19 protein-coding genes and 1 pseudogene are annotated in these 18,645 nt (G+C 37.3%); 4 read left to right on the forward strand and 16 right to left on the reverse strand.

The genetic code is table 11. The features are described 5' to 3' along the window. The first annotated feature begins 19 nt into the window (after window positions 1-19). Window positions 20-724 (forward strand): histidine phosphatase family protein, encoded by a 705-nt coding sequence (locus IGL56_RS09340; RefSeq protein ID WP_002356715.1) that lies wholly within the window; start codon window positions 20-22, stop codon window positions 722-724. 55 nt (window positions 725-779) lie between these two features. On the opposite strand, the gene IGL56_RS09345 is transcribed toward IGL56_RS09340, so the two are convergent. The 5 genes from IGL56_RS09345 to IGL56_RS09365 all read right to left on the reverse strand — a co-directional run bounded on the left by IGL56_RS09345 (window position 780) and on the right by IGL56_RS09365 (window position 6,024). Continuing rightward, entirely contained in the window at window positions 780-1,628 is an 849-nt protein-coding gene (locus tag IGL56_RS09345; protein ID WP_002385762.1) for a MurR/RpiR family transcriptional regulator, read from the reverse strand. A gap of 86 nt (window positions 1,629-1,714) precedes the next feature. Next, the gene (locus tag IGL56_RS09350; protein ID WP_065813693.1) at window positions 1,715-3,169 is read right to left on the reverse strand and encodes a PTS transporter subunit EIIC; all 1,455 of its coding nucleotides are present in this window, start codon (window positions 3,167-3,169) and stop codon (window positions 1,715-1,717) included. A 22-nt stretch (window positions 3,170-3,191) separates the two neighbouring features. Next, window positions 3,192-4,082, reverse strand: coding sequence for an N-acetylmuramic acid 6-phosphate etherase (murQ, locus tag IGL56_RS09355; protein ID WP_002356712.1), 891 nt, complete (start codon window positions 4,080-4,082; stop codon window positions 3,192-3,194). Continuing rightward, window positions 4,057-5,166: a DUF871 domain-containing protein gene (locus IGL56_RS09360; RefSeq protein ID WP_002385761.1), complete on the reverse strand. Its 1,110-nt coding sequence runs from the start codon at window positions 5,164-5,166 to the stop codon at window positions 4,057-4,059. The genes murQ and IGL56_RS09360 overlap by 26 nt, the downstream gene beginning before the upstream one ends. 297 nt (window positions 5,167-5,463) lie before the next feature. Then, a complete protein-coding gene (locus IGL56_RS09365) occupies window positions 5,464-6,024 on the reverse strand; it encodes a PTS sugar transporter subunit IIA (RefSeq protein ID WP_002385759.1) in 561 nt (186 codons plus the stop codon). Window positions 6,025-6,139: 115 nt separating this feature from the next. Between IGL56_RS09365 and IGL56_RS09370 the strand changes: the two genes are divergently transcribed. After that, window positions 6,140-6,970, forward strand: a complete 831-nt coding sequence (locus IGL56_RS09370; protein ID WP_002356708.1) for an undecaprenyl-diphosphate phosphatase — start codon at window positions 6,140-6,142, stop codon at window positions 6,968-6,970. 38 nt (window positions 6,971-7,008) lie between these two features. Here IGL56_RS09370 and IGL56_RS09375 read toward each other — a convergent pair whose 3' ends face one another. Genes IGL56_RS09375 through IGL56_RS09385 form a run of 3 tightly spaced genes read right to left on the reverse strand, consistent with a single transcriptional unit; the run spans window position 7,009 to window position 9,483 of the window. After that, entirely contained in the window at window positions 7,009-7,794 is a 786-nt protein-coding gene (locus IGL56_RS09375) for a ChbG/HpnK family deacetylase (RefSeq protein ID WP_002356707.1), read from the reverse strand. An 18-nt stretch (window positions 7,795-7,812) separates the two neighbouring features. Then, window positions 7,813-8,436 (reverse strand): DUF47 domain-containing protein, encoded by a 624-nt coding sequence (locus IGL56_RS09380; protein ID WP_002356705.1) that lies wholly within the window; start codon window positions 8,434-8,436, stop codon window positions 7,813-7,815. A gap of 12 nt (window positions 8,437-8,448) precedes the next feature. Further along, window positions 8,449-9,483 (reverse strand): inorganic phosphate transporter, encoded by a 1,035-nt coding sequence (locus IGL56_RS09385; protein ID WP_002356704.1) that lies wholly within the window; start codon window positions 9,481-9,483, stop codon window positions 8,449-8,451. Between the two features lie 210 nt (window positions 9,484-9,693). On the opposite strand from IGL56_RS09385, the gene rpsT reads away from it, so the two are divergent. Further along, window positions 9,694-9,945, forward strand: coding sequence for a 30S ribosomal protein S20 (rpsT, locus tag IGL56_RS09390; RefSeq protein WP_002356703.1), 252 nt, complete (start codon window positions 9,694-9,696; stop codon window positions 9,943-9,945). An 86-nt stretch (window positions 9,946-10,031) separates the two neighbouring features. Here rpsT and IGL56_RS09395 read toward each other — a convergent pair whose 3' ends face one another. Then, window positions 10,032-10,589: an acyl-CoA thioesterase gene (locus tag IGL56_RS09395; protein WP_002385758.1), complete on the reverse strand. Its 558-nt coding sequence runs from the start codon at window positions 10,587-10,589 to the stop codon at window positions 10,032-10,034. A gap of 168 nt (window positions 10,590-10,757) precedes the next feature. On the opposite strand from IGL56_RS09395, the gene IGL56_RS09400 reads away from it, so the two are divergent. Beyond that, entirely contained in the window at window positions 10,758-11,699 is a 942-nt protein-coding gene (locus IGL56_RS09400; RefSeq protein WP_002385757.1) for a 2-dehydropantoate 2-reductase, read from the forward strand. A 51-nt stretch (window positions 11,700-11,750) separates the two neighbouring features. Here the strand turns inward: IGL56_RS09400 and holA are convergent, their stop codons facing one another. The 7 genes and pseudogenes from holA to rsmD all read right to left on the reverse strand — a co-directional run bounded on the left by holA (window position 11,751) and on the right by rsmD (window position 18,644). Continuing rightward, on the reverse strand, window positions 11,751-12,779 hold the full coding sequence (gene holA, locus IGL56_RS09405; protein WP_002362655.1) for a DNA polymerase III subunit delta: 1,029 nt from the start codon (window positions 12,777-12,779) through the stop codon (window positions 11,751-11,753). Between the two features lie 57 nt (window positions 12,780-12,836). Further along, on the reverse strand, window positions 12,837-15,101 hold the full coding sequence (locus tag IGL56_RS09410; RefSeq protein WP_430599876.1) for a DNA internalization-related competence protein ComEC/Rec2: 2,265 nt from the start codon (window positions 15,099-15,101) through the stop codon (window positions 12,837-12,839). A gap of 34 nt (window positions 15,102-15,135) precedes the next feature. After that, on the reverse strand, window positions 15,136-15,639 hold the full coding sequence (locus IGL56_RS09415) for a ComE operon protein 2 (protein ID WP_002356697.1): 504 nt from the start codon (window positions 15,637-15,639) through the stop codon (window positions 15,136-15,138). A 122-nt stretch (window positions 15,640-15,761) separates the two neighbouring features. Then, window positions 15,762-16,439: pseudogene (locus IGL56_RS09420) on the reverse strand (helix-hairpin-helix domain-containing protein). A 61-nt stretch (window positions 16,440-16,500) separates the two neighbouring features. Then, window positions 16,501-17,571: a SepM family pheromone-processing serine protease gene (locus IGL56_RS09425; protein WP_002382735.1), complete on the reverse strand. Its 1,071-nt coding sequence runs from the start codon at window positions 17,569-17,571 to the stop codon at window positions 16,501-16,503. Continuing rightward, on the reverse strand, window positions 17,558-18,049 hold the full coding sequence (gene coaD, locus IGL56_RS09430; protein WP_002356693.1) for a pantetheine-phosphate adenylyltransferase: 492 nt from the start codon (window positions 18,047-18,049) through the stop codon (window positions 17,558-17,560). Before coaD ends, IGL56_RS09425 begins: the two co-directional genes overlap by 14 nt. Before the next feature lies 1 nt (window position 18,050). Then, window positions 18,051-18,644, reverse strand: coding sequence for a 16S rRNA (guanine(966)-N(2))-methyltransferase RsmD (gene rsmD, locus IGL56_RS09435; protein WP_002414371.1), 594 nt, complete (start codon window positions 18,642-18,644; stop codon window positions 18,051-18,053). Window position 18,645: the final 1 nt, after the last annotated feature.

The following is an 18,645-nucleotide window of genomic DNA, read 5'->3' on the forward strand; positions in this document are numbered from 1 at the left end:
AAACTTAGGAGGAGTAGCAATGACTGAAGCAACGACACTTTATATTATTCGTCACGGAAAAACGATGTTTAATACGATTGGCCGAACCCAAGGCTGGTCAGATACCCCCTTAACCAAACAAGGAGAAGAAGGCATTTATCATTTAGGCTTAGGTCTTAGAGACATAGACTTTAGGGAAGCTTATAGTAGTGATAGTGGTCGTGCCATGCAAACCGCTCAGATTATTTTACAAGAACATCAAAACCACCAAAATATTCCTTACCTAACCGATAAACGGATTCGTGAGTGGTGTTTTGGTTCTTTAGATGGTGGCTATGATGGTGAACTTTGGGGTGTGGTGCCACGCATTTTAGCTTTTAAAAGTTATGAGGACATGATGACCACGAAGATTACCTATCGTGAGCTAGCAAATGCTATTATTGAAGCCGATACGGCTGACTGGGCGGAGCCTTATGAAGTTATTCGTGATCGTGTTTGGTCTGGTTTCGAAGATATCGCTCATCATCGAGAAAAAAATGGTGGCGGCAAAGTCATGGTGGTTTCCCATGGACTAACAATTTCCTTTTTACTTTCCTTAATTGATGCAAGTTTGCCTATGCAGATGGCACTGGAGAATGGTAGCGTGACGACCTTAACTTACGAAAAAGGAACATTTACCATTCAAGGAATTAATGATATTTCTTATATTGAAAAGGGAAAAAAGATCGCTGAAAAGCGCCATTGATAGTAAAAAAAGAGAAGGTTATCTGTCATTTTGACAGATAACCTTCTCTTTTTATTTATTCTTTTAAACGTTCTACATTTTTTCTTGAGATTTGAATTTTTTCTAAGGTTTCCTTATAGTTTTTTGCTGCATAAGCAAAAAATAAAACATCGACTACATACAATTGTGCCACCAAGGAAACAGTAGCCGCACTTCTCAATGGCACGTCTTCCCCACTAGAGGTTTGAAGGACGATATCACTTTTTTCACCAATCACTGATTTTTCATCTTGTGTGATACTAACAATAGGAATCCCTTGCTGCTTCGCTAAATCAGCTAAAGTACTTGCTTCTTTATTCGTGCCAGAATTAGAAATAACAATAAAAACACTAGGCTTTTCTGTTGAGCCTAACATGGAAGCAAATAAATGATGATCCAATGTTGTAAATACCGTTCGGCCTAATCGCGTAAACTTTTGATAAATATCTTGAGCAACCAACGAAGAGGCGCCCAACCCATAGACAAAAATTACTTCTGTTTTTTCCAACAAATCAACGGCTTCATTCACTGCGACATCCTCTAATGTCTGACCGCTTCGCTCAACCACATGAACAAAGCGCGCTTGTAACTTTTGTTTAATATCAGCTGTTGATTCCCCTTTAGTAACTTCAGTGTACATTTGCTGCTTCATTTGGCCAAGATTTGCAGATAATAAAAGTTTCAACTCTGTGAAGCCATTCACATCCATAGAATGACAAAAGCGAATAATTGCCGCTGGACTTGATCCTGCTTGTTTCGCTAGCTCTTGCGCATTCATTGAAATAACTGTTTCTGTATTTTTTAAAATATATTCTGCGATTTTTCGTTCTGATTTTGGTAATTGTTGTAGACGATCTTGGATAGATAAGACAATATTTTGTTGCATAAACACCCCTCCTGATACACCATTTCCTACGCAATTAAATTTTAACAAAGAAAAAGGGAGAAGCCAAGTTCTCCTTTTTCTATTTATTATTTAGTTGTTTGCATATCTTTAGGAATCCCAAAGAATAACGTTGCTACAAAACCACCTGCGTAAGCAGCCAATAAACCTAATACATATGCAAGCCATTGGTTGTTGGCAATTAATGGAATTAAAGCCACCCCACTTGGTCCAATAGCAATTGCACCAACATTACCGAAGGCCCCAATCACCGCACCACCAATACCACCGCCGATACAAGCAGTAATGAATGGACGTCCTAATGGTAAAGTAACTCCGTAGATTAATGGTTCACCAATACCTAAAATCCCAACTGGCAAGGCACCTTTAATCATTTCAACTAATTTTTTATCAGATTTACAACGAATCCATAATGCTAAAGCTGCACCGACTTGTCCCGCACCAGCCATGGCCAGAATTGGTAATAACAAAGTCATCCCTGTTTGATTAATCATTTCAATGTGGATTGGCGTCAAAATTTGATGTAAACCAAACATTACCATTGGCAAGAAGGTTAAACCAAGAGTAAAGCCAGCAACCATGCCACCTTTTTCTAAGACAACATTGATAATACCAACTAAGCCATTAGAAATAGCTCCGGCTACAGGCATGATTAAGAAAATAGTTGCTAAGCCAATCACTAAAAGTGAAATGGTTGGCGTTACAATAATATCAATTGATTCTGGGACAATTTTATGCAATTGTTTTTCTAACAATGATAATAACCATACGGCAAAAATAACACCGATAATTCCGCCTTGTCCTGCAGATAATGTTCCCCCAGTGAAAATATTACTGATTGGTGCATCCGGATTCATTCCTGTCAACATTGTGACTGCCCCAATAACACCACCCAACGCTGGCGTTGCACCAAAAACGCTGGCACTGTTAATACCAGTGTAAAGAGCTAAATAAGCAAAAATCCCATTTTTAATGATATTTAAGACATCAATATATTGTTGCCATGAAGCTGAAATATCACCAGCAACAACTAAGTTAGACATAACAGCTGCAATCCCGCCAATAATACCAGCCCCAACAAAGGCAGGAATCATCGGAACAAAGATACTAGAAATGGCTTTTAACACTTTTTTAAATGGTGAAGTGTTATTTTGTTTCGCTTTTTGTTGTGCTTTCATTTGAGCGGCTTTTTCTTCTACTAAATCTTTTCCAGATTTGCCTGCTGAAGCATTAGTTGCGGTGTCATGATTAAATGGTTCTCCCAATTTGACACCTGCTTGATCTACCATTTCTTGTGCAACCTTGTTAACAGTCCCTGGACCAACAACTACTTGCAACGTATCATCTTCTACGACGCCCATAACGCCATCAATTTTTTTCAATCCTTCAATATCCACTTTGTCATAATCGCGGATATCCATACGAACACGAGTCATACAATGAATGACTTTGTCCACGTTTTCTTGACCACCAACTTCTTTATAAATCCCATCAGCAATGCGTTTAATTCTTTCTTCTGCCATGTTAAAACACCCTCCTAATTCCTTAATTTAATGTATTCTTGATAAATTGATTCCCGTCAATTAATTTTTGTGTTGCTTCTTCTTTAGTACTATCAGTTAAAATCATTACAATTGCTAACTTCACATTTTCTTCTGCCTCTACAAATTTTAGTTCGGCAACTTCATAACTACAACCCGTTGCTTCCATAATAATCCGTTTGGAACGCTCCACTAATTTTTCATTGGTTGGTTTTACATCAACCATTAAGTTATTGTAGACTTTCCCAATACCAATCATGGAAATAGTTGATAACATATTTAAAATCAATTTTTGAGCTGTCCCAGATTTCAAGCGAGTCGAACCTGTTAAAAATTCAGGTCCTGCATCTACTTCAATCGGCATTTGCGCATATTTACTAATTTCGGCATTTTTATTACATGCCACAGTTGCGGTAGCTGCTCCCACCGTTGTAGCATATTCTAAACCGCCAATTACATAAGGCGTCCGACCACTGGCTGCAATCCCAACAACAATGTCATTTGCTGATAATTTTAGATCAACTAAATCTTGACGACCTAGTTCTTTTGAATCTTCGGCACCTTCTACTGCGACAGTCATTGCTTTTTGACCACCAGCGATGAGGCCTTGAACCATCTCTGGCTCGACGCCAAAAGTTGGTACGCATTCGGCTGCATCTAAGACACCTAACCGACCACTCGTACCAGCGCCCATGTAGATCAAGCGGCCGCCTTGATTGAAGCTTTTGATGATGGCTTCTACCACTGGTTCAATGGCTGCTAATTCTTGACCCACTGCCATTGCAACTTTTTGGTCTTCTTGATTCATTTTTTGTAAAGCTTCTTTGACACTCATCTCATCTAAGCCCATTGTATTTTCATTTCTACGTTCAGTTGTTAAGTTTTCTAAATTCATTTTCTATCGTTCCTTCCGTAACTAGCGTAAATTGATTGCCTGCCTTGATTAACGGCAATATCGTTTGATCTTTTTCAATAATTCGTGTAATCGTATTGACTTTTTCATCTTTCGGCAAGTCCACAAGTGTGACTTGAATTTCTCCCATATAGCGACCATATTTTTCATTATCAATCGTTACGGTTCCCACTGGACGGGCTTCAGTCTGCTCTAACTCAATCGTTGCAATTTCATCTTTTCTGAACATTTCACTCGTTCTTGATAATTCACTTCGCAAAACATCTCTTGCAGCATCTAAACGATTGGTATGACTCCCAAGTATTCGCTTCAAATAGCGGCTCTTGCTAGGTGCTACTTCTAACAGAAATTGATTGGTTTGGTGATAATAACCAAATTGAGCCATGGTTCGCTCACTAATTGTGGGATCACCAATATAAACAGCATCGACATAAGGATCAGCCATCAAACCAACGGCAGCGGCGAAAGGATTTTGCCCACGATGTTTTTCTAATGTTGGTAAACCAGCAAAAATTGGGCCTCTTGTTTGCCCATCTCCTGGCACAAAAGTAAAAACTTGTAAGCCTAATTCTTTAAGCCAGCGGTTCTTTTCATTAAAAAATGTTGTTCCAATGCCGGTTTCAGGTCTTGGATAATAATTATGCCAAGCTTCTAAGCGAGAAAAGTCCGCTTGGTGAGCCTTTAACTCAGCCACTTCTTCCAGTGTAATGGTACTAGCATTCAATCCTATATCAATCTTATGTGAAGCATGAGCCATTTGTTCTATCGTAATGCCATAGTCCATCCGGAGGCCAGTTACGCCCAACTCAATTAAAGGCTCTAATTCATCGAAAGAAAAACCCGCTCTTTTTAACGCTTCACCTGAAATATCTACCATAATTTTCATTTTTTCTGCCTTAGCAATTGCCCCTAAATCAGTCAAGCGTTGGCGGTAAAGGGAAGTATCATCTTCTGGAATGTGTAAAGAAGTGAAAATACCATCAAATCCAAGCGCTTTCATCTTTTTGATATAAATAATTGTATCGTTTGTAATCTCTTCACCAAGAAAAACTGAAATACCATACATCTTTTTAGCTCCTCTCTAATACGCTTTCATTATAACTTGTTTGAAATAAAATTTCAACTATTTTTCTAAATATTTTTTAATTCCAAAATAAAATTTTATTTCTGTTCAAAAAAAAACGAGCGTGGAACAAAAATCACCTTGGATTTTTGCTCCACGCTCAAAAACTGATAAACGGCGGGAACAGAACCAACTCCTTCGGAAATAAGCCGAAATTCTCCAAAAATCAAAGATCAATTTTCGGAAATTTCTTCTTATTTCTCGGAGCTAAACGGTTCTGTCCCGACCTCGTCTAATGCATTAATTGGCTGTGGCAGAGCCAACTGGTGTACCAGCTGTAACCACGCCAGTTTTCTCTAACGAAAATTGTGCTACTTTATCCATGTTGGTAATAATGACAACCATTTCAGTTCCTTTACCAGCTGCTTTAATTGCTTCTAAATCAGCAATTGCGACCACCGTATCTGCAGTCACTTGGTCGCCTTCTTTCACTTTAATAGTGAACGGTGCCCCGTTTAACTCCACCGTATCGATACCCATGTGTAATAAAATTTCAAGACCGTTTGTCATTTTTAAACCAATGGCATGTTTTGTTTGGAAAACGCTTAAAACTTCTCCTTCAATAGGTGCATAAATTTCACCATTTTCTGGAACTACTGCATAGCCATCTCCCATCATTTTTTGTGAAAAAACAGGATCATTCACTTCACTGATTGGGATAATGGTTCCATTGGCAACGGCATACATTGTATTATTTTCGACAACTTCATTCTTTTTCTTCAAAAATCCAAACATTTCTCTTCCCCCATTTTTTAAAGTATCACTAGTATAGAAAAAAGTTTCATGAATTACAAGTGGCACCTTTGTATAATTCTAAAATTTATTTTAAAATAAGAATTTGCATTGGCATTTACTTTGTCAGCGGGTATACTTATACTTGATGTATTTTGCATTTATTTCAGAAAGGAATGGTGACATGCTTTTTGCTAACCTATGGAAAGCAATTATTCTTGGTATTATCGAAGGAATTACCGAGTGGCTTCCAATTAGTAGTACCGGACATTTAATTTTAGTGGATGAGTTTATTAAACTCGATCTAAGTAAAGATTTTATGGAAATGTTCAACGTCGTTATCCAATTGGGAGCGATTATGGCGGTTGTTATTTTATACTTCCACAAATTGAATCCTTTCTCACCAAAGAAAAATGGCGAAGAGAAAAAAGATACTTGGATTCTTTGGTCTAAAGTCTTAGTCGCTTGTTTACCAGCGGCAGTTATTGGTCTAAAATTTGATGATTATTTAGATGCACATTTTTATAACTTTTTAACAGTATCGATTATGTTAATTGTTTATGGGATTGCTTTTATTATCATTGAAAAACGAAATAAAAATGTTGCACCGAAGTGTACTAATCTAAAAGACTTCACTTATAAAGCCGCTTTAATCGTTGGTGCTTTCCAAGTACTGGCATTAATTCCAGGAACTTCACGTTCAGGAGCGACCATTTTAGGGGCAATCTTAATTGGGGCCTCACGTTTTGTTGCAACAGAGTTTTCATTTTTCTTAGGAATTCCAGTAATGTTTGGAGCAAGTTTTTTAAAAATCTTTAAATTCTTGGCCAAAGGAAATACGTTTGGGTCAGAAGAAATCATTATTTTATTAACTGGCTCTATTGTTGCCTTCGTTGTTTCCATCATTGCGATTAAATTCTTATTGAATTACTTGAAGAAAAACGATTTTACAGTTTTCGGTTGGTATCGTGTAATTTTAGGTGCGATTTTAATTGGCTACTGGTTATTCTCATAAAAATAAAACCGTTGCTTTCAACAGTGAAAGCAACGGTTTTATTTTTTTAAATCGCCAAACGTTATTCGCTCAATCCCCTGTTCTTCAAACCACTGACGAACACGAGGATCACAAATCGTTGCTAATTCTTTACAGCGTAAAGTGGTATAAGAAGAATTGTCTAACACAAATTGATCCAAATATCCAACATCAAAATGCATCTCAGCAATTGCCGATTCCGGCATCCGTAATAAACCAAAGTCATCTTCTAAAAAATTCTCCACTGATACGCCTTCGTGAATATAAGATAACGCCCCAGACTCTAACAAATGTGTCACCTGGAAATAACCTTGTTGCGGTGGATATTCTTTTTCCCCACTATATTTCAGGGTTGTATGAAGTCCGTACTCTTCTGCTAATTCTAAAAATACTTGATCAACCACTTCATCACCAATCGAATGGCAATCAAAATGTTCAGGATAATGTCCAGTTAGTTCCTTAAAGCGCGTCAATTGCGCAATCGTTTCAAGTCGTACTTCTTCATATACGAAGGTTACTTGTTTTTGTTGACGATAATAAGAAGAGCGATGAAAATTGCCTTGTTCATCTACCAGTGAAGGAATCATACATGGGTCCGCACAAGGTTTCCCTAATAAAAAATTCGTATGCTGACCTACAAATAATCCTGGATAATTTTTTGCTAACGCAACGGCGTGTTCTGCTGTTGGTAAATTGGGCATCAAAAGTGTCGACGTCGTTAAACCATCGACATAACTTTTGATAATGCCATGATTAATCGCTTCTGACATCCCAAAATCATCAGCATCAACAATTACTTTAACCAACAGCTCCCCCTCTTTTCTTTACGTATTTTTGATGACAATTCCGACAATAATATTAACAGCTGATTCACAATCATTAATCGTGCGCTCAAGCTGATCATAAACATCTTTCCACTTGATAACTTTCAATAAATCTTTTTCGTTAGTCATCAAATCTTTCATGGCGCTACTGTATAATTTATCGCCTTGAGATTCAATCGTATTCACTTCATCAATCAATGAAACTAACGTTTTAGAATTCTTAAATTTTGCAAATTCCTTCGTTGCTGATTTAACGCCTTCTGTCGCTTTAACAATATAAGCAGTTAATTCTAGCGCGGGCGCAATCATTTCTTCGACAACTAAATGATCAAGTAAATAAGACAAACTATTAATGCTATCAATAATGTTATCTAAGTGATCCGTAATATCGACAATATCTTCTCGATCAATCGGCGTAATAAAGGAAATATAGAGTTCATTTAAAATTTTGCGAACAATTTCATCATTCTCTTTTTCCAATTGATGAATCGCTTCTGATTTTTTTACTAAGTTTTCTAATGAATAATTGTCTACAATTTCTTGCAAAACCTTTGCCGCTTCATAAGCATTTGTTGCTAACTGGTTTAATTCTCCAAAATAATCAAATTGTTTTTTACGTGCCATGTTTTTCTCTCCTTAAAAAATTGCAATAAATAATTTTGACATCACATAAGCGATCAGCCCACATCCTGGGAAAGTTAAAATCCATGCTATCAGCATTTCTTTCACGATACGCCAGTCAACACTTGAGATTCGCTTAGAAGCACCTACTCCCATAATCGCTGTTGTTTTTGTATGAGTAGTTGAAACTGGAATCCCAAAAGCCGATGCTAAAAATAAACAAATAGCCGTGCTTAAATCTGCAGTGAAGCCTTGATAGCGTTCGAGTTTTACCATATCCATCCCGACTGATTTAATGATTCTCATGCCGCCCACAGAAGTTCCAATGCCCATTGTAATGGAACACAGAACCATAACCCATAACGGAATCACAAAACCGCCACCTGTTTTTTCGACTAAATTATTATAAAAAAGCACTAACATGAACACGCCCATAAATTTTTGCCCATCTTGCGCACCATGTAAAAAAGCATTAGCTCCTGCACCAAAGGCTTGTCCAACTGTAAAAAATTTGTTGGCTTTTCTTCTAGGCACAGCCGAGAAAGCTTTCACAACAAGTTTGGCAATTAAATAACCGCCACCAAAGCCCATAACGGTAGAAACAACTAGACCAACAAGCACTTTGATCCATTCCGAGCCATTGACTGCACCCAAACCACCTAATGCCATTGCCGAACCAGTCAAGCCGGCAATTAACGCATGGCTTTCACTTGTGGGAATACCAAAATACCACGCAGCAACTGCCCAAACCACAATTGAAAAAAGCGAAGCAGCCAAAGCCACCTGTGAAGCGTTTCCATTTGCGTCAAAACTAACAATGTTACTAATCGTTTCAGCTACTTGGGCATTAAAAAAGGTCATGACTAATGCACCTAAAAAGTTCATCACAACAGCCATCCAAATTGCGACATTCGGTTTTAACACCCGAGTCGAGACAGCGGTTGCAATTGCGTTCGGCGCATCCGTCCAACCGTTAACAAAAATTACACCCATTACCAAAGTAATCGTTACCAATAATGCAATACTCACAAAGACACCACCATTTTTCATTTATCTATTTTATCATAGCATGTTTTAAAAAAAATGTATGCTTTTTTCTTAAGGCTCTGGCAAATTTTCTTATTTTTTTCTTGAAATTGTCTGTTAAGGAAAAAAACTTGTCGTCTTTTATTGCAATGGAACAATGGATTAGGTATAATGATTACTGTTGAATTACATTGGCTGACCAGTGTAAAACCTAAATCATCGGAGGTGAAACAAATGCCAAATATCGAATCTGCAATCAAACGCGTACGTACAAGTGCTAACGCGAATGCGAAAAATTCATCTCAAACAAACGCAATGCGTACAGCAATCAAGAAATTTGAAGAAGCTGTAGCTGCTGGAGCTGATAACGTCGATGCTTTATACAACGAAGCTGTTAAAGCTGTTGATATGGCTGCAACTAAAGGTTTAATCCATAAAAACAAAGCTAACCGCGATAAAATTCGTTTAAGCAAATTAGCTAAATAATGTGAGATAGAAGTTAGCATTCATGTTAGCTTCTTTTTTCATCAAAAAATGTCCAAGTCTGTTTTCACAAAGACTCGGACATTTTTTTATAAAGGTGAATCAATCCACGGTAAATCCGTTGTGAGATGTTGACTAAATAATTTAGTCTCTTCTCGCAAAGCTAAACGTTGTTGTCGTCTCGTTTCATAATTGGAACAAATCAACTTTTCTTCTGCAGTTTCTGGGACGACTGCCGCTAATTGGAAGTCACTTTCGGGATTCATATGAGACGGAATGGCTACAAAAGTTGTAAAACAAGTCGCCGCTAAATAACGCTTTCCAGTTGTTAAATCTTCTCCTACAACTTTAACAAATACTTCCATCGATTTATGATGCACGCCAGAAACAAACGTTTCAACACACACTGAGTGATTTTCTTTTAAAGGTTTTAAAAAATTCAAGTTATCTAAAGATGCTGTGACTGCCCCTCTCCGACAATGCCGTGAAACGGAAATGGATGCGGCGTCATCAATTAAAGACATTAATTTCCCACCAAATAGTGCACCAAAGGGATTTAAATCAAAGGGAAATACACGATGTGTTTGAATCACTCGTGATTCTCGACAAAATTTTTCTTTCGTCATTAACGATTCCTCTACTTTCATTTATAAACTTTTCCACGCTTTACTTTAGCTTACTTTACCATTTGATGCAATCCTTACTTTTTAGGAAACATTTAAAAAATAACAAATTTGCAAGTCCCATTTATTCATTTTTAGGAAAGTTGCTGTATAATAATAACGGTTAAAGAACTTTTAAGGAGATGGATACACATGAAAATTGCAATTGCTGGTGCCGGCGCTATGGGCAGCCGTTTAGGAATTATGTTGCATCAAGGCGGAAATGATGTAACTTTAATCGATCAATGGCCCGCGCACATTGAAGCTATTCGTAAAAATGGTTTAATCGCTGATTTTAACGGAGAAGAAGTTGTCGCGAACCTACCAATCTTCTCACCAGAAGAAATTGACCATCAAAATGAACAAGTAGATTTAATTATCGCTTTAACCAAAGCACAACAATTAGATGCAATGTTTAAAGCGATTCAACCAATGATTACCGAAAAAACATATGTACTATGTTTATTAAATGGCTTAGGTCATGAAGATGTACTAGAAAAATATGTACCAAAAGAAAACATCTTGGTTGGCATTACCATGTGGACAGCTGGTTTAGAAGGACCGGGACGTGTTAAACTTTTAGGTGATGGCGAAATTGAATTAGAAAATATTGATCCTTCTGGTAAAGAATTTGCTTTAGAAGTCGTTGATGTCTTCCAACAAGCTGGTTTAAATCCAAGCTATAGTAGCAATGTTCGCTACTCTATTTGGCGGAAAGCCTGTGTCAATGGCACGCTAAACGGTTTGTGTACAATCCTTGATTGTAATATTGCCGAATTTGGTGCACTACCTGTTAGTGAATCCCTTGTTAAAACATTAATCAGTGAATTTGCAGCAGTCGCAGAAAAAGAAGCCATTCATTTAGATCAAGCAGAAGTCTATACACATATTGCTCAAACTTATGATCCAAACGGTATTGGCTTGCACTATCCGTCTATGTATCAAGATTTAATTAAAAATCATCGTCTCACAGAAATTGATTACATTAATGGTGCTGTTTGGCGCAAAGGACAAAAATACAACGTAGCAACACCTTTCTGTGCCATGTTGACACAGCTTGTTCACGGAAAAGAAGAACTATTAGGAGCTAAATAATAAGAAAGTGCCAGAGACAATCGTTGTATGACGATTGCCTCTGGCATTTTCTTATTTTGCTTGTGCAGTCAATTTTAAAATAAATAATTGGAATAGTAATTCTTTATCCATTTGGCCCGTTTTCATGCGGTAATCATTTTCAACTAATTCATCATAAAGTCTTTCTAATCGAGACAATTCAAATCGTCGGACTTGTTGTAACGCTAACTTGACTCGATAAGGATGAACCTTTAATGTATCAGCGATATTCGCTTGCTGATAGCCCATCTTAGCCAAAATTTTTGTTTGTAGAAAAAGGCGAATCTGATTCAATAAGATTGCATTTAACTTAATGGTTTCTTCTCCTTGTAAAAGTAAATCTTCATACAATTGAACAGCTTTTTCACTGTTTCCAGAAAGTACTTCGTTGGTTAAGTCAAAAACATTATGTTCCAAAGACTTAGGGACTAATTCTTGAACCGCACCTCGTGTAATTGTCTTCGTCTCAAGGGCATATAAATACAGCTTCTGTAATTCTCCCATAATTTTTGATAAGTTCAAGTCTGTCAATTGAAGTAATAAATCAAAAGCATCGGAGCGAATAGTGTACCCTTCGCTCTCAATCGTTTGAGAAATGTACTGACGAATAGCCTTTTCATCCATTGGATTGACGTCAACCACTGTGGCATTTTTTTTCAATGCTTTGGTAATTTTTTTGCGTTCATCTAATTTTTCATATGAGGCCATAAAAACAAGAACAGTTGTTGGTGATGGACTTTCCAAATAATTCAATAAAAGATTGACATCATGTTCCACACCGTTTGTTTTTCTTTCGGCAGTTAAAAAGTAAGGATTTTCCACAAAGACAAGGCGATAATCACCAAAAAACGGAATTGTTTCCGCTTCAGCAATCGCTGCACTTAAAGGTGTTTCCTCCATATCAAATGAGAAAAAGTTAAATTGATCATCCTCTTCCGTCAACAATTCTTTCATCAATGTTGTTTTAAATAATTCAGTTAAATAAAGTTCTGTTCCTATTAATAAATACACTGGAGCGATTTTTTGCTCTCGCACTTCTTTCAAAGCTTTTTGTAACTCCATTGGCTCGCTCCTTTTCTCGTTTCTCTTGTTTATCCTATCATGTTACTTCTGGAAATACTAGTCTTGTTCTTTAACAAATTTGGCTTTAGAAAGCCCTTGCCAGGGTAACCATTGATAATAAATCATTCCTTGAAGATCGGTCCGATAATAATTTATTTTTTGCTCCTCCAGCGTCGCTAATGTCTCCTGATGAGGATGTTTAAAACGATTATTCAGTCCAGCTGAAATCAATGCTTCTCGCGGATTAAGCTGTTTGATAAATCTTTTAGTAGACGACGTTTTACTACCATGATGACCGACTTTCAAGATGTCGATTTTCAACTGGGGATAGCGAGCCAACACTTGTTCTTCTCCTTCGGCTTCCAAGTCACCAGTAAATAAAAAATGCCGTCCGCCTAATTGTGTGGAAAACACTATCGAGTCATTATTGCCCCCAATACTGCTCTTATTTGGTGATAAAATTTGAAAAGAAACGGGCCCATTAATTCGCTTGGGCGCTAAAATTGGCCGACAGTCTGTCCCGCTTTTTTGGAGTTGTTTCAAGACTTGGCGAAACGAAAAATTGGCTTCAGCTGCTCCTTTAGGAAAATAAAGAACAGAAGTTGGAACCTTCTGCGCAATGGCTAATAAATCGCCAAAATGGTCTTCATGTGCGTGTGTGATGATCACTTCATCTAAACGTTTGACCCCTTGACTTTTGAGAAAAGGAATCACTGAATATTCCGCTCCTGATCGACTATTTTTCCGTTGCCGCCAAGCTTCTTTGTCAAAAGACAACCGACCACCTGTATCGATTAGTGTATTTTTTCTGTGAAAAGGCGCTTGGATAAACAAACTATCCCCTTGGCCTACATCGATCATTGCAACAATGCCAATTGGCGAAAGGTATTTACTATTTATCAAAACAATTAGTAGTCCGATTGAGAAAAAAATTTTTTTAGACTTGTCTGCTAAATAAATCATTGAAAATCCGATTAGTAATAACAAACTAATTTGTATCCAAGAATTTAAATAGCCAATGGTCAGCTTCGGATTTAAGTGAACTAGCACCCACTCAAATAAGCCATTCATTGTTAAAAATAGTGGTTCGAGCAAGGCTGCTAAATAGCGTGCTGGCATAATAATCACTAGAAAAATGCTCAACGTCAAAAGCGGTAACAAGAACCGTTCAAAAATTGGTAACAAGAGAAATGTTAAGAAACTTCCTAACAAGGGCCATTCATAAAATGATTGGACTAAAATAGGTAAGGAAGCCACAGCCAATAGGAAAGAGCCTACACAATTTTTAATAAAAGGCGAAGAATAACCAACCAATGTTTTCTCTAAAAACAGCAGAACAAAGGAAAGTAAGTAACTAAATTGACCGCCGACTGAAAAAAAGAGGGTTGGCTGAACAATCAAGTGCACTAAGAGAGTTAAACTCCAACAATCGAGGGCCGGAACCTGCCAATTAAACCGTCGATTGAACGTATTGAGGTTTGTTTGTAAAAGCGCCCGCATGACACTGACTGAGAATCCTGTTAAACCAGCATATATCAGAGAAAAACCGCATTGCCACAAAAAATAACTTTCTTGCGTTCGGCGAGCGATTCTTAGCATCAGCAAGCGAAATAAACGAAGGAAAAAAGAAACATGCATCCCTGACAAACTAAAAAGATGCAAAATGCCTAATGCTGAAAATTTATCGCTTATTTCAGCAAATTCTTCATTACGAAAACCTAATAGCAACGCATTCATATACATTGCACTAGTCTCAGCAAAATTTTTCTGAATATGTACCATCGCCCACTTCCGCCAGCCGCTAATGATTTCTTTAAACCGCCAAGAAAAAAAGGAACGCGGTTGTCCTATCTCCTCAATGAATAAAATAGCTTCGATTCCTTGATTCTTTAAAAATAGTTGATAATTGAAGCCATTTTTGTTGGTTTGACCTTGGGGCGAGTCTAAAATACCTACGGCAGTTGCCTGAATGGTTGTGGTTAGTTGTTGCCATTGCTGTTTTTCTTTCACACTTTTTAATTGATAAAATGCCATCACTTTCTGCCTTTTGCCTTTTACGATCCAATTGGCAGGAAATTTCACTTGATCGCCATCGACTTGTATTTCATCTGGTAATATCGTTAGCTGTCCTGACAAGCGGACATCTTTAGGCAACAAAGAGACTGGCTTTAACCACTGGAAAATCAATATGCCCCCTACTATTAAAAAACTGCACAAAAAACCTTCCAATATAACAGGAAAACTTTTTGTACAGACAATACGGATAACAGTGATAGAAAAAAGAAGAGCTCCTAATAGACTAGGTGCGAAAAAACACCACAGCCCACAACTAGTCAGCAGAGCTATGAAGAACCAATTATTCCTCAGCTGAGGAAGGATTGTCCTCAAGTGTGGCAAATTCTTCTCCCCATTGTAATTCGGCAAAATATTTTGGTACTAAAGTCACTTTTTCAACCGTGGCTCCTACTTGTTCAATTAAATTTAGGGCGTACGCATCATTACGGTAATCCTTTAAATAATAAATCTTTTTAATCCCTGCTTGTAAAATCATCTTTGTACATTGCAGGCAAGGGAAATGTGTCACATAAATTTCTGCCCCTTCTGTAGGGACGCCAAACTTCGCACATTGTAAAATTGCATTCATTTCTGCGTGGATTGTTCGAACGCAATGATTATCAACAACATAACATCCTTCATCAATACAATGCGTTCCGCCACTGACTGAACCATTGTAACCTCCTGCAATAATTCGTTTGTCGCGAACAATGGTTGCTCCGACAGTTAACCGTGTGCAAGTACTTCTTAATGATAATAAGACGCTTTGTCCCATAAAATATTGGTCCCATGGAATTCGTTCCATAATAAACCTCCTTTATTTTTAATGACTCCTGTGTTCGATTTGCCAAATCATTTAATCTTATTACAAATAGTATGTTATCCGCATCCCATAGTCAAGAATTCTCAGAAATTTTCTGTTAAAAGTTAGCCAGTCACTGTCAACATGTCTTTTAAACGTTCTACTGTTTTCTCTCCAATACCTGGAACATTTTTCAGTTCCTCGACGGTTTTAAACGGTCCTTGTTCGTCACGAAAGCGAATAATCTCTTGTGCTTTTTTCGCACCGATTCCTGAAATCGTTTGTAGCTCTGCTTCTGTTGCCGTATTAAGGTTGATTTTTTCCTCCTGATTTTGCTGAGCAGGTGCTGATTCCTGCAGCGTTTCTAATGACTGTGGCACTGATTCTCCTTTTTTGGGCACGTAAATAATCATTTGATCTTTTACTTTTTGAGCGTAATTGACCTGGGTAGTATCAGCTTCCTCGCTCACACCTCCAGCTAAAGCTAAAGCATCCCAAATCCGCTGCTGATTTTTTAGTTGATAGATTCCTGGTACTTTCACTGCGCCTTTAATATCAACATAGATCATTGTTTCTGCCCTTTCTTTTGTGGCATCTGTGGCGACCTCTGCCATAGTGGTCAGACTTGTCTCCTCTCACATTGTGGTGTCTACTTGTGCCTCCTTATTAACCATCAAATAAATGCCCACTAATAGAGTTATCAAAATAACTATAGACGCGCCACTACCTAGCAATAGCCACTTTTTGGGTAACTGTTTCAACCAATCCATCGTTTGTCCTCCCTTCAAAATATAATTACGCATTTTTTAACAAAAAATGCGCCTGGACCAAAAATCACTAGTAATTTTTGGCCCAGGCACACTTTTATTTTAATTTTTCTAGATAGTTCAAGGCATCTTGAACCGTTTTTACTGGGACAATTTTCATTTTTGTCCCAATTTTTTTCGCAGCTTCTTGTGCTTCTTGATAATTCGATTTGATTTTCGGTTCAACTTTTTTCATTTCTGAAGTTATTTCATCATCGGGTGCAAAGAAAATTTCTGCACCGTTCTCACTGGCTGTTACAACTTTTTTGTCAATACCACCGATTCTACCAACGATTCCTTGACTGTTCATCGTACCTGTTCCAGCAATTTCATGACCTTTACGTAAATCTTTATGACTTAATTGTTCATAGGTCTGCAAAGTAAACATTAACCCAGCCGATGGCCCACCAATATCACCCGCTTCAATAGATACTGGGATAGAAGAATCAATTTCTGTATGATCGGTCAAACCAATACCAATCCCCGCTTTTTTATCTGTTGGCAATTCAATTAATTTGCCGGTCGCTTCTTTTGCTTTGCCATCTTGAATAAATTGAACAGTGACTTTTTGATTCACTTTTTGTGCTTTAATGTAATTCATTAATTCTTCACTGCTTTTAAAAGATTTGCCATCCACGCCTGTCACGGTATCGCCAACTTCAATTTTTCCTTTAAAACTTGAGTTGTCTTCCATCGCTAACACATAGACGCCTTTAAATTTCATCTCATATGGAACCTTCGCTAATTTTAAGGCTTGCTCAATTGCGGCGTTTTTTGAGGAATCCATATAGTATTGTTGAATTCGATTATATTCGCTATTACTACTATCTCCCATTAATTCTTTTTTAGACATAACTTCTTGAAAATCCGAAAAGTTTGCTTTTATGGCAGAAAAAATAGTGGCCGAACGAATGCCCACCGTTGTTAAATAAAAAGCACCAGACTGCGTATCTTTTTTTCCATCAACAGTTACAAACTCTTTTAAATTTTCTGTCGTTCCTGGTCCTTCAATATAATAAGGAATTGGGACGATAAACAAACCAATTAGCAGCAATGCCAATACCATTGGAATGAGTGATTTAAACGAAAATTTTTCTGTTTTTTTATTCATTATTTTAGCTCCAGTCATTCTTCTTTTGTTTTAACGCATGATAAATATTGGGAGGAAGATAGTCAGACACATCGCCCCCAAAACGTAAAACTTCTTTTAGTAAACTGGAGCTTACATGTGCATATGGTTCTTCTGCTAATAGAAAAACCGTTTCAATTTCTGGCGCCAGATGTTGATTCATTTTAGCAATGTCTTTCTCGTACTCGTAGTCTTTGACGTTTCTAATGCCACGAATCAAAAAATTAGCCCCTAATGATTTTGCACTTTCCACAGTTAACTGGGTTTCTTGCATAATAACACGCACATTTGGCATTTCTTTAGTTGCTTCTTCAATTAAATATTTTTTCTCTTCTGGCGTAAATAATGTTTGCTTACTTGTATTTATAAAAACGCCAATAATGACTTCGTCAAATAACTTCGCACTGCGTTCAATCAAATTTAAATGACCATTTGTCATCGGATCAAAACTTCCGGGAAATAGAGCAATTTTACGCATCTTACGCCTCCTGACGATAAATCGTTACTTGAGTGATTCCGTAAACGGTTTCTCTTGTTTTTTCTAGTGTACCAATCGTTTCTGGTAACTTGACAGTTTTATCTGTTTCACAAACGATAACGGCTTCGTTTGTTAATAACTGCCGTTCTAACATCTTTTCTAATTGTGAAACAATTTCTTGTTTGGCATAGGGCGGATCCAATAAGACCAAATCAAATTGTAGCTTCTCTTCATAAAACTGTTCTAAGGCACGATTAGCATCCATTTTTCTAACTTCAAATTTTTCTGGTTCTTTTGTAATCGCAATATTTTCTTTAATTACTTTTAGTGCAGCAAAATTCTTTTCAATACAAATACTTTTGTCCATTCCACGAGAAACGGCTTCAATCGCTAACCCGCCACTTCCTGAATATAAATCCAGCGCCATTCCACCATCGAAATATGGACCAATCATATTAAAAATAGATTCTTTTACTTTATCTGTTGTAGGCCTAGTATTGTCGCCATCTAACGCTTTCAGGCGCCGGCCACCATATTCTCCAGAAATAACACGCATTGTTTCGACTCCTTTATCAATCATTCTTTTATAATTCATT

It is taken from the genome of Enterococcus sp. DIV1316a (genome assembly GCF_050536915.1).
Taxonomy (GTDB): domain Bacteria; phylum Bacillota; class Bacilli; order Lactobacillales; family Enterococcaceae; genus Enterococcus; species Enterococcus faecalis.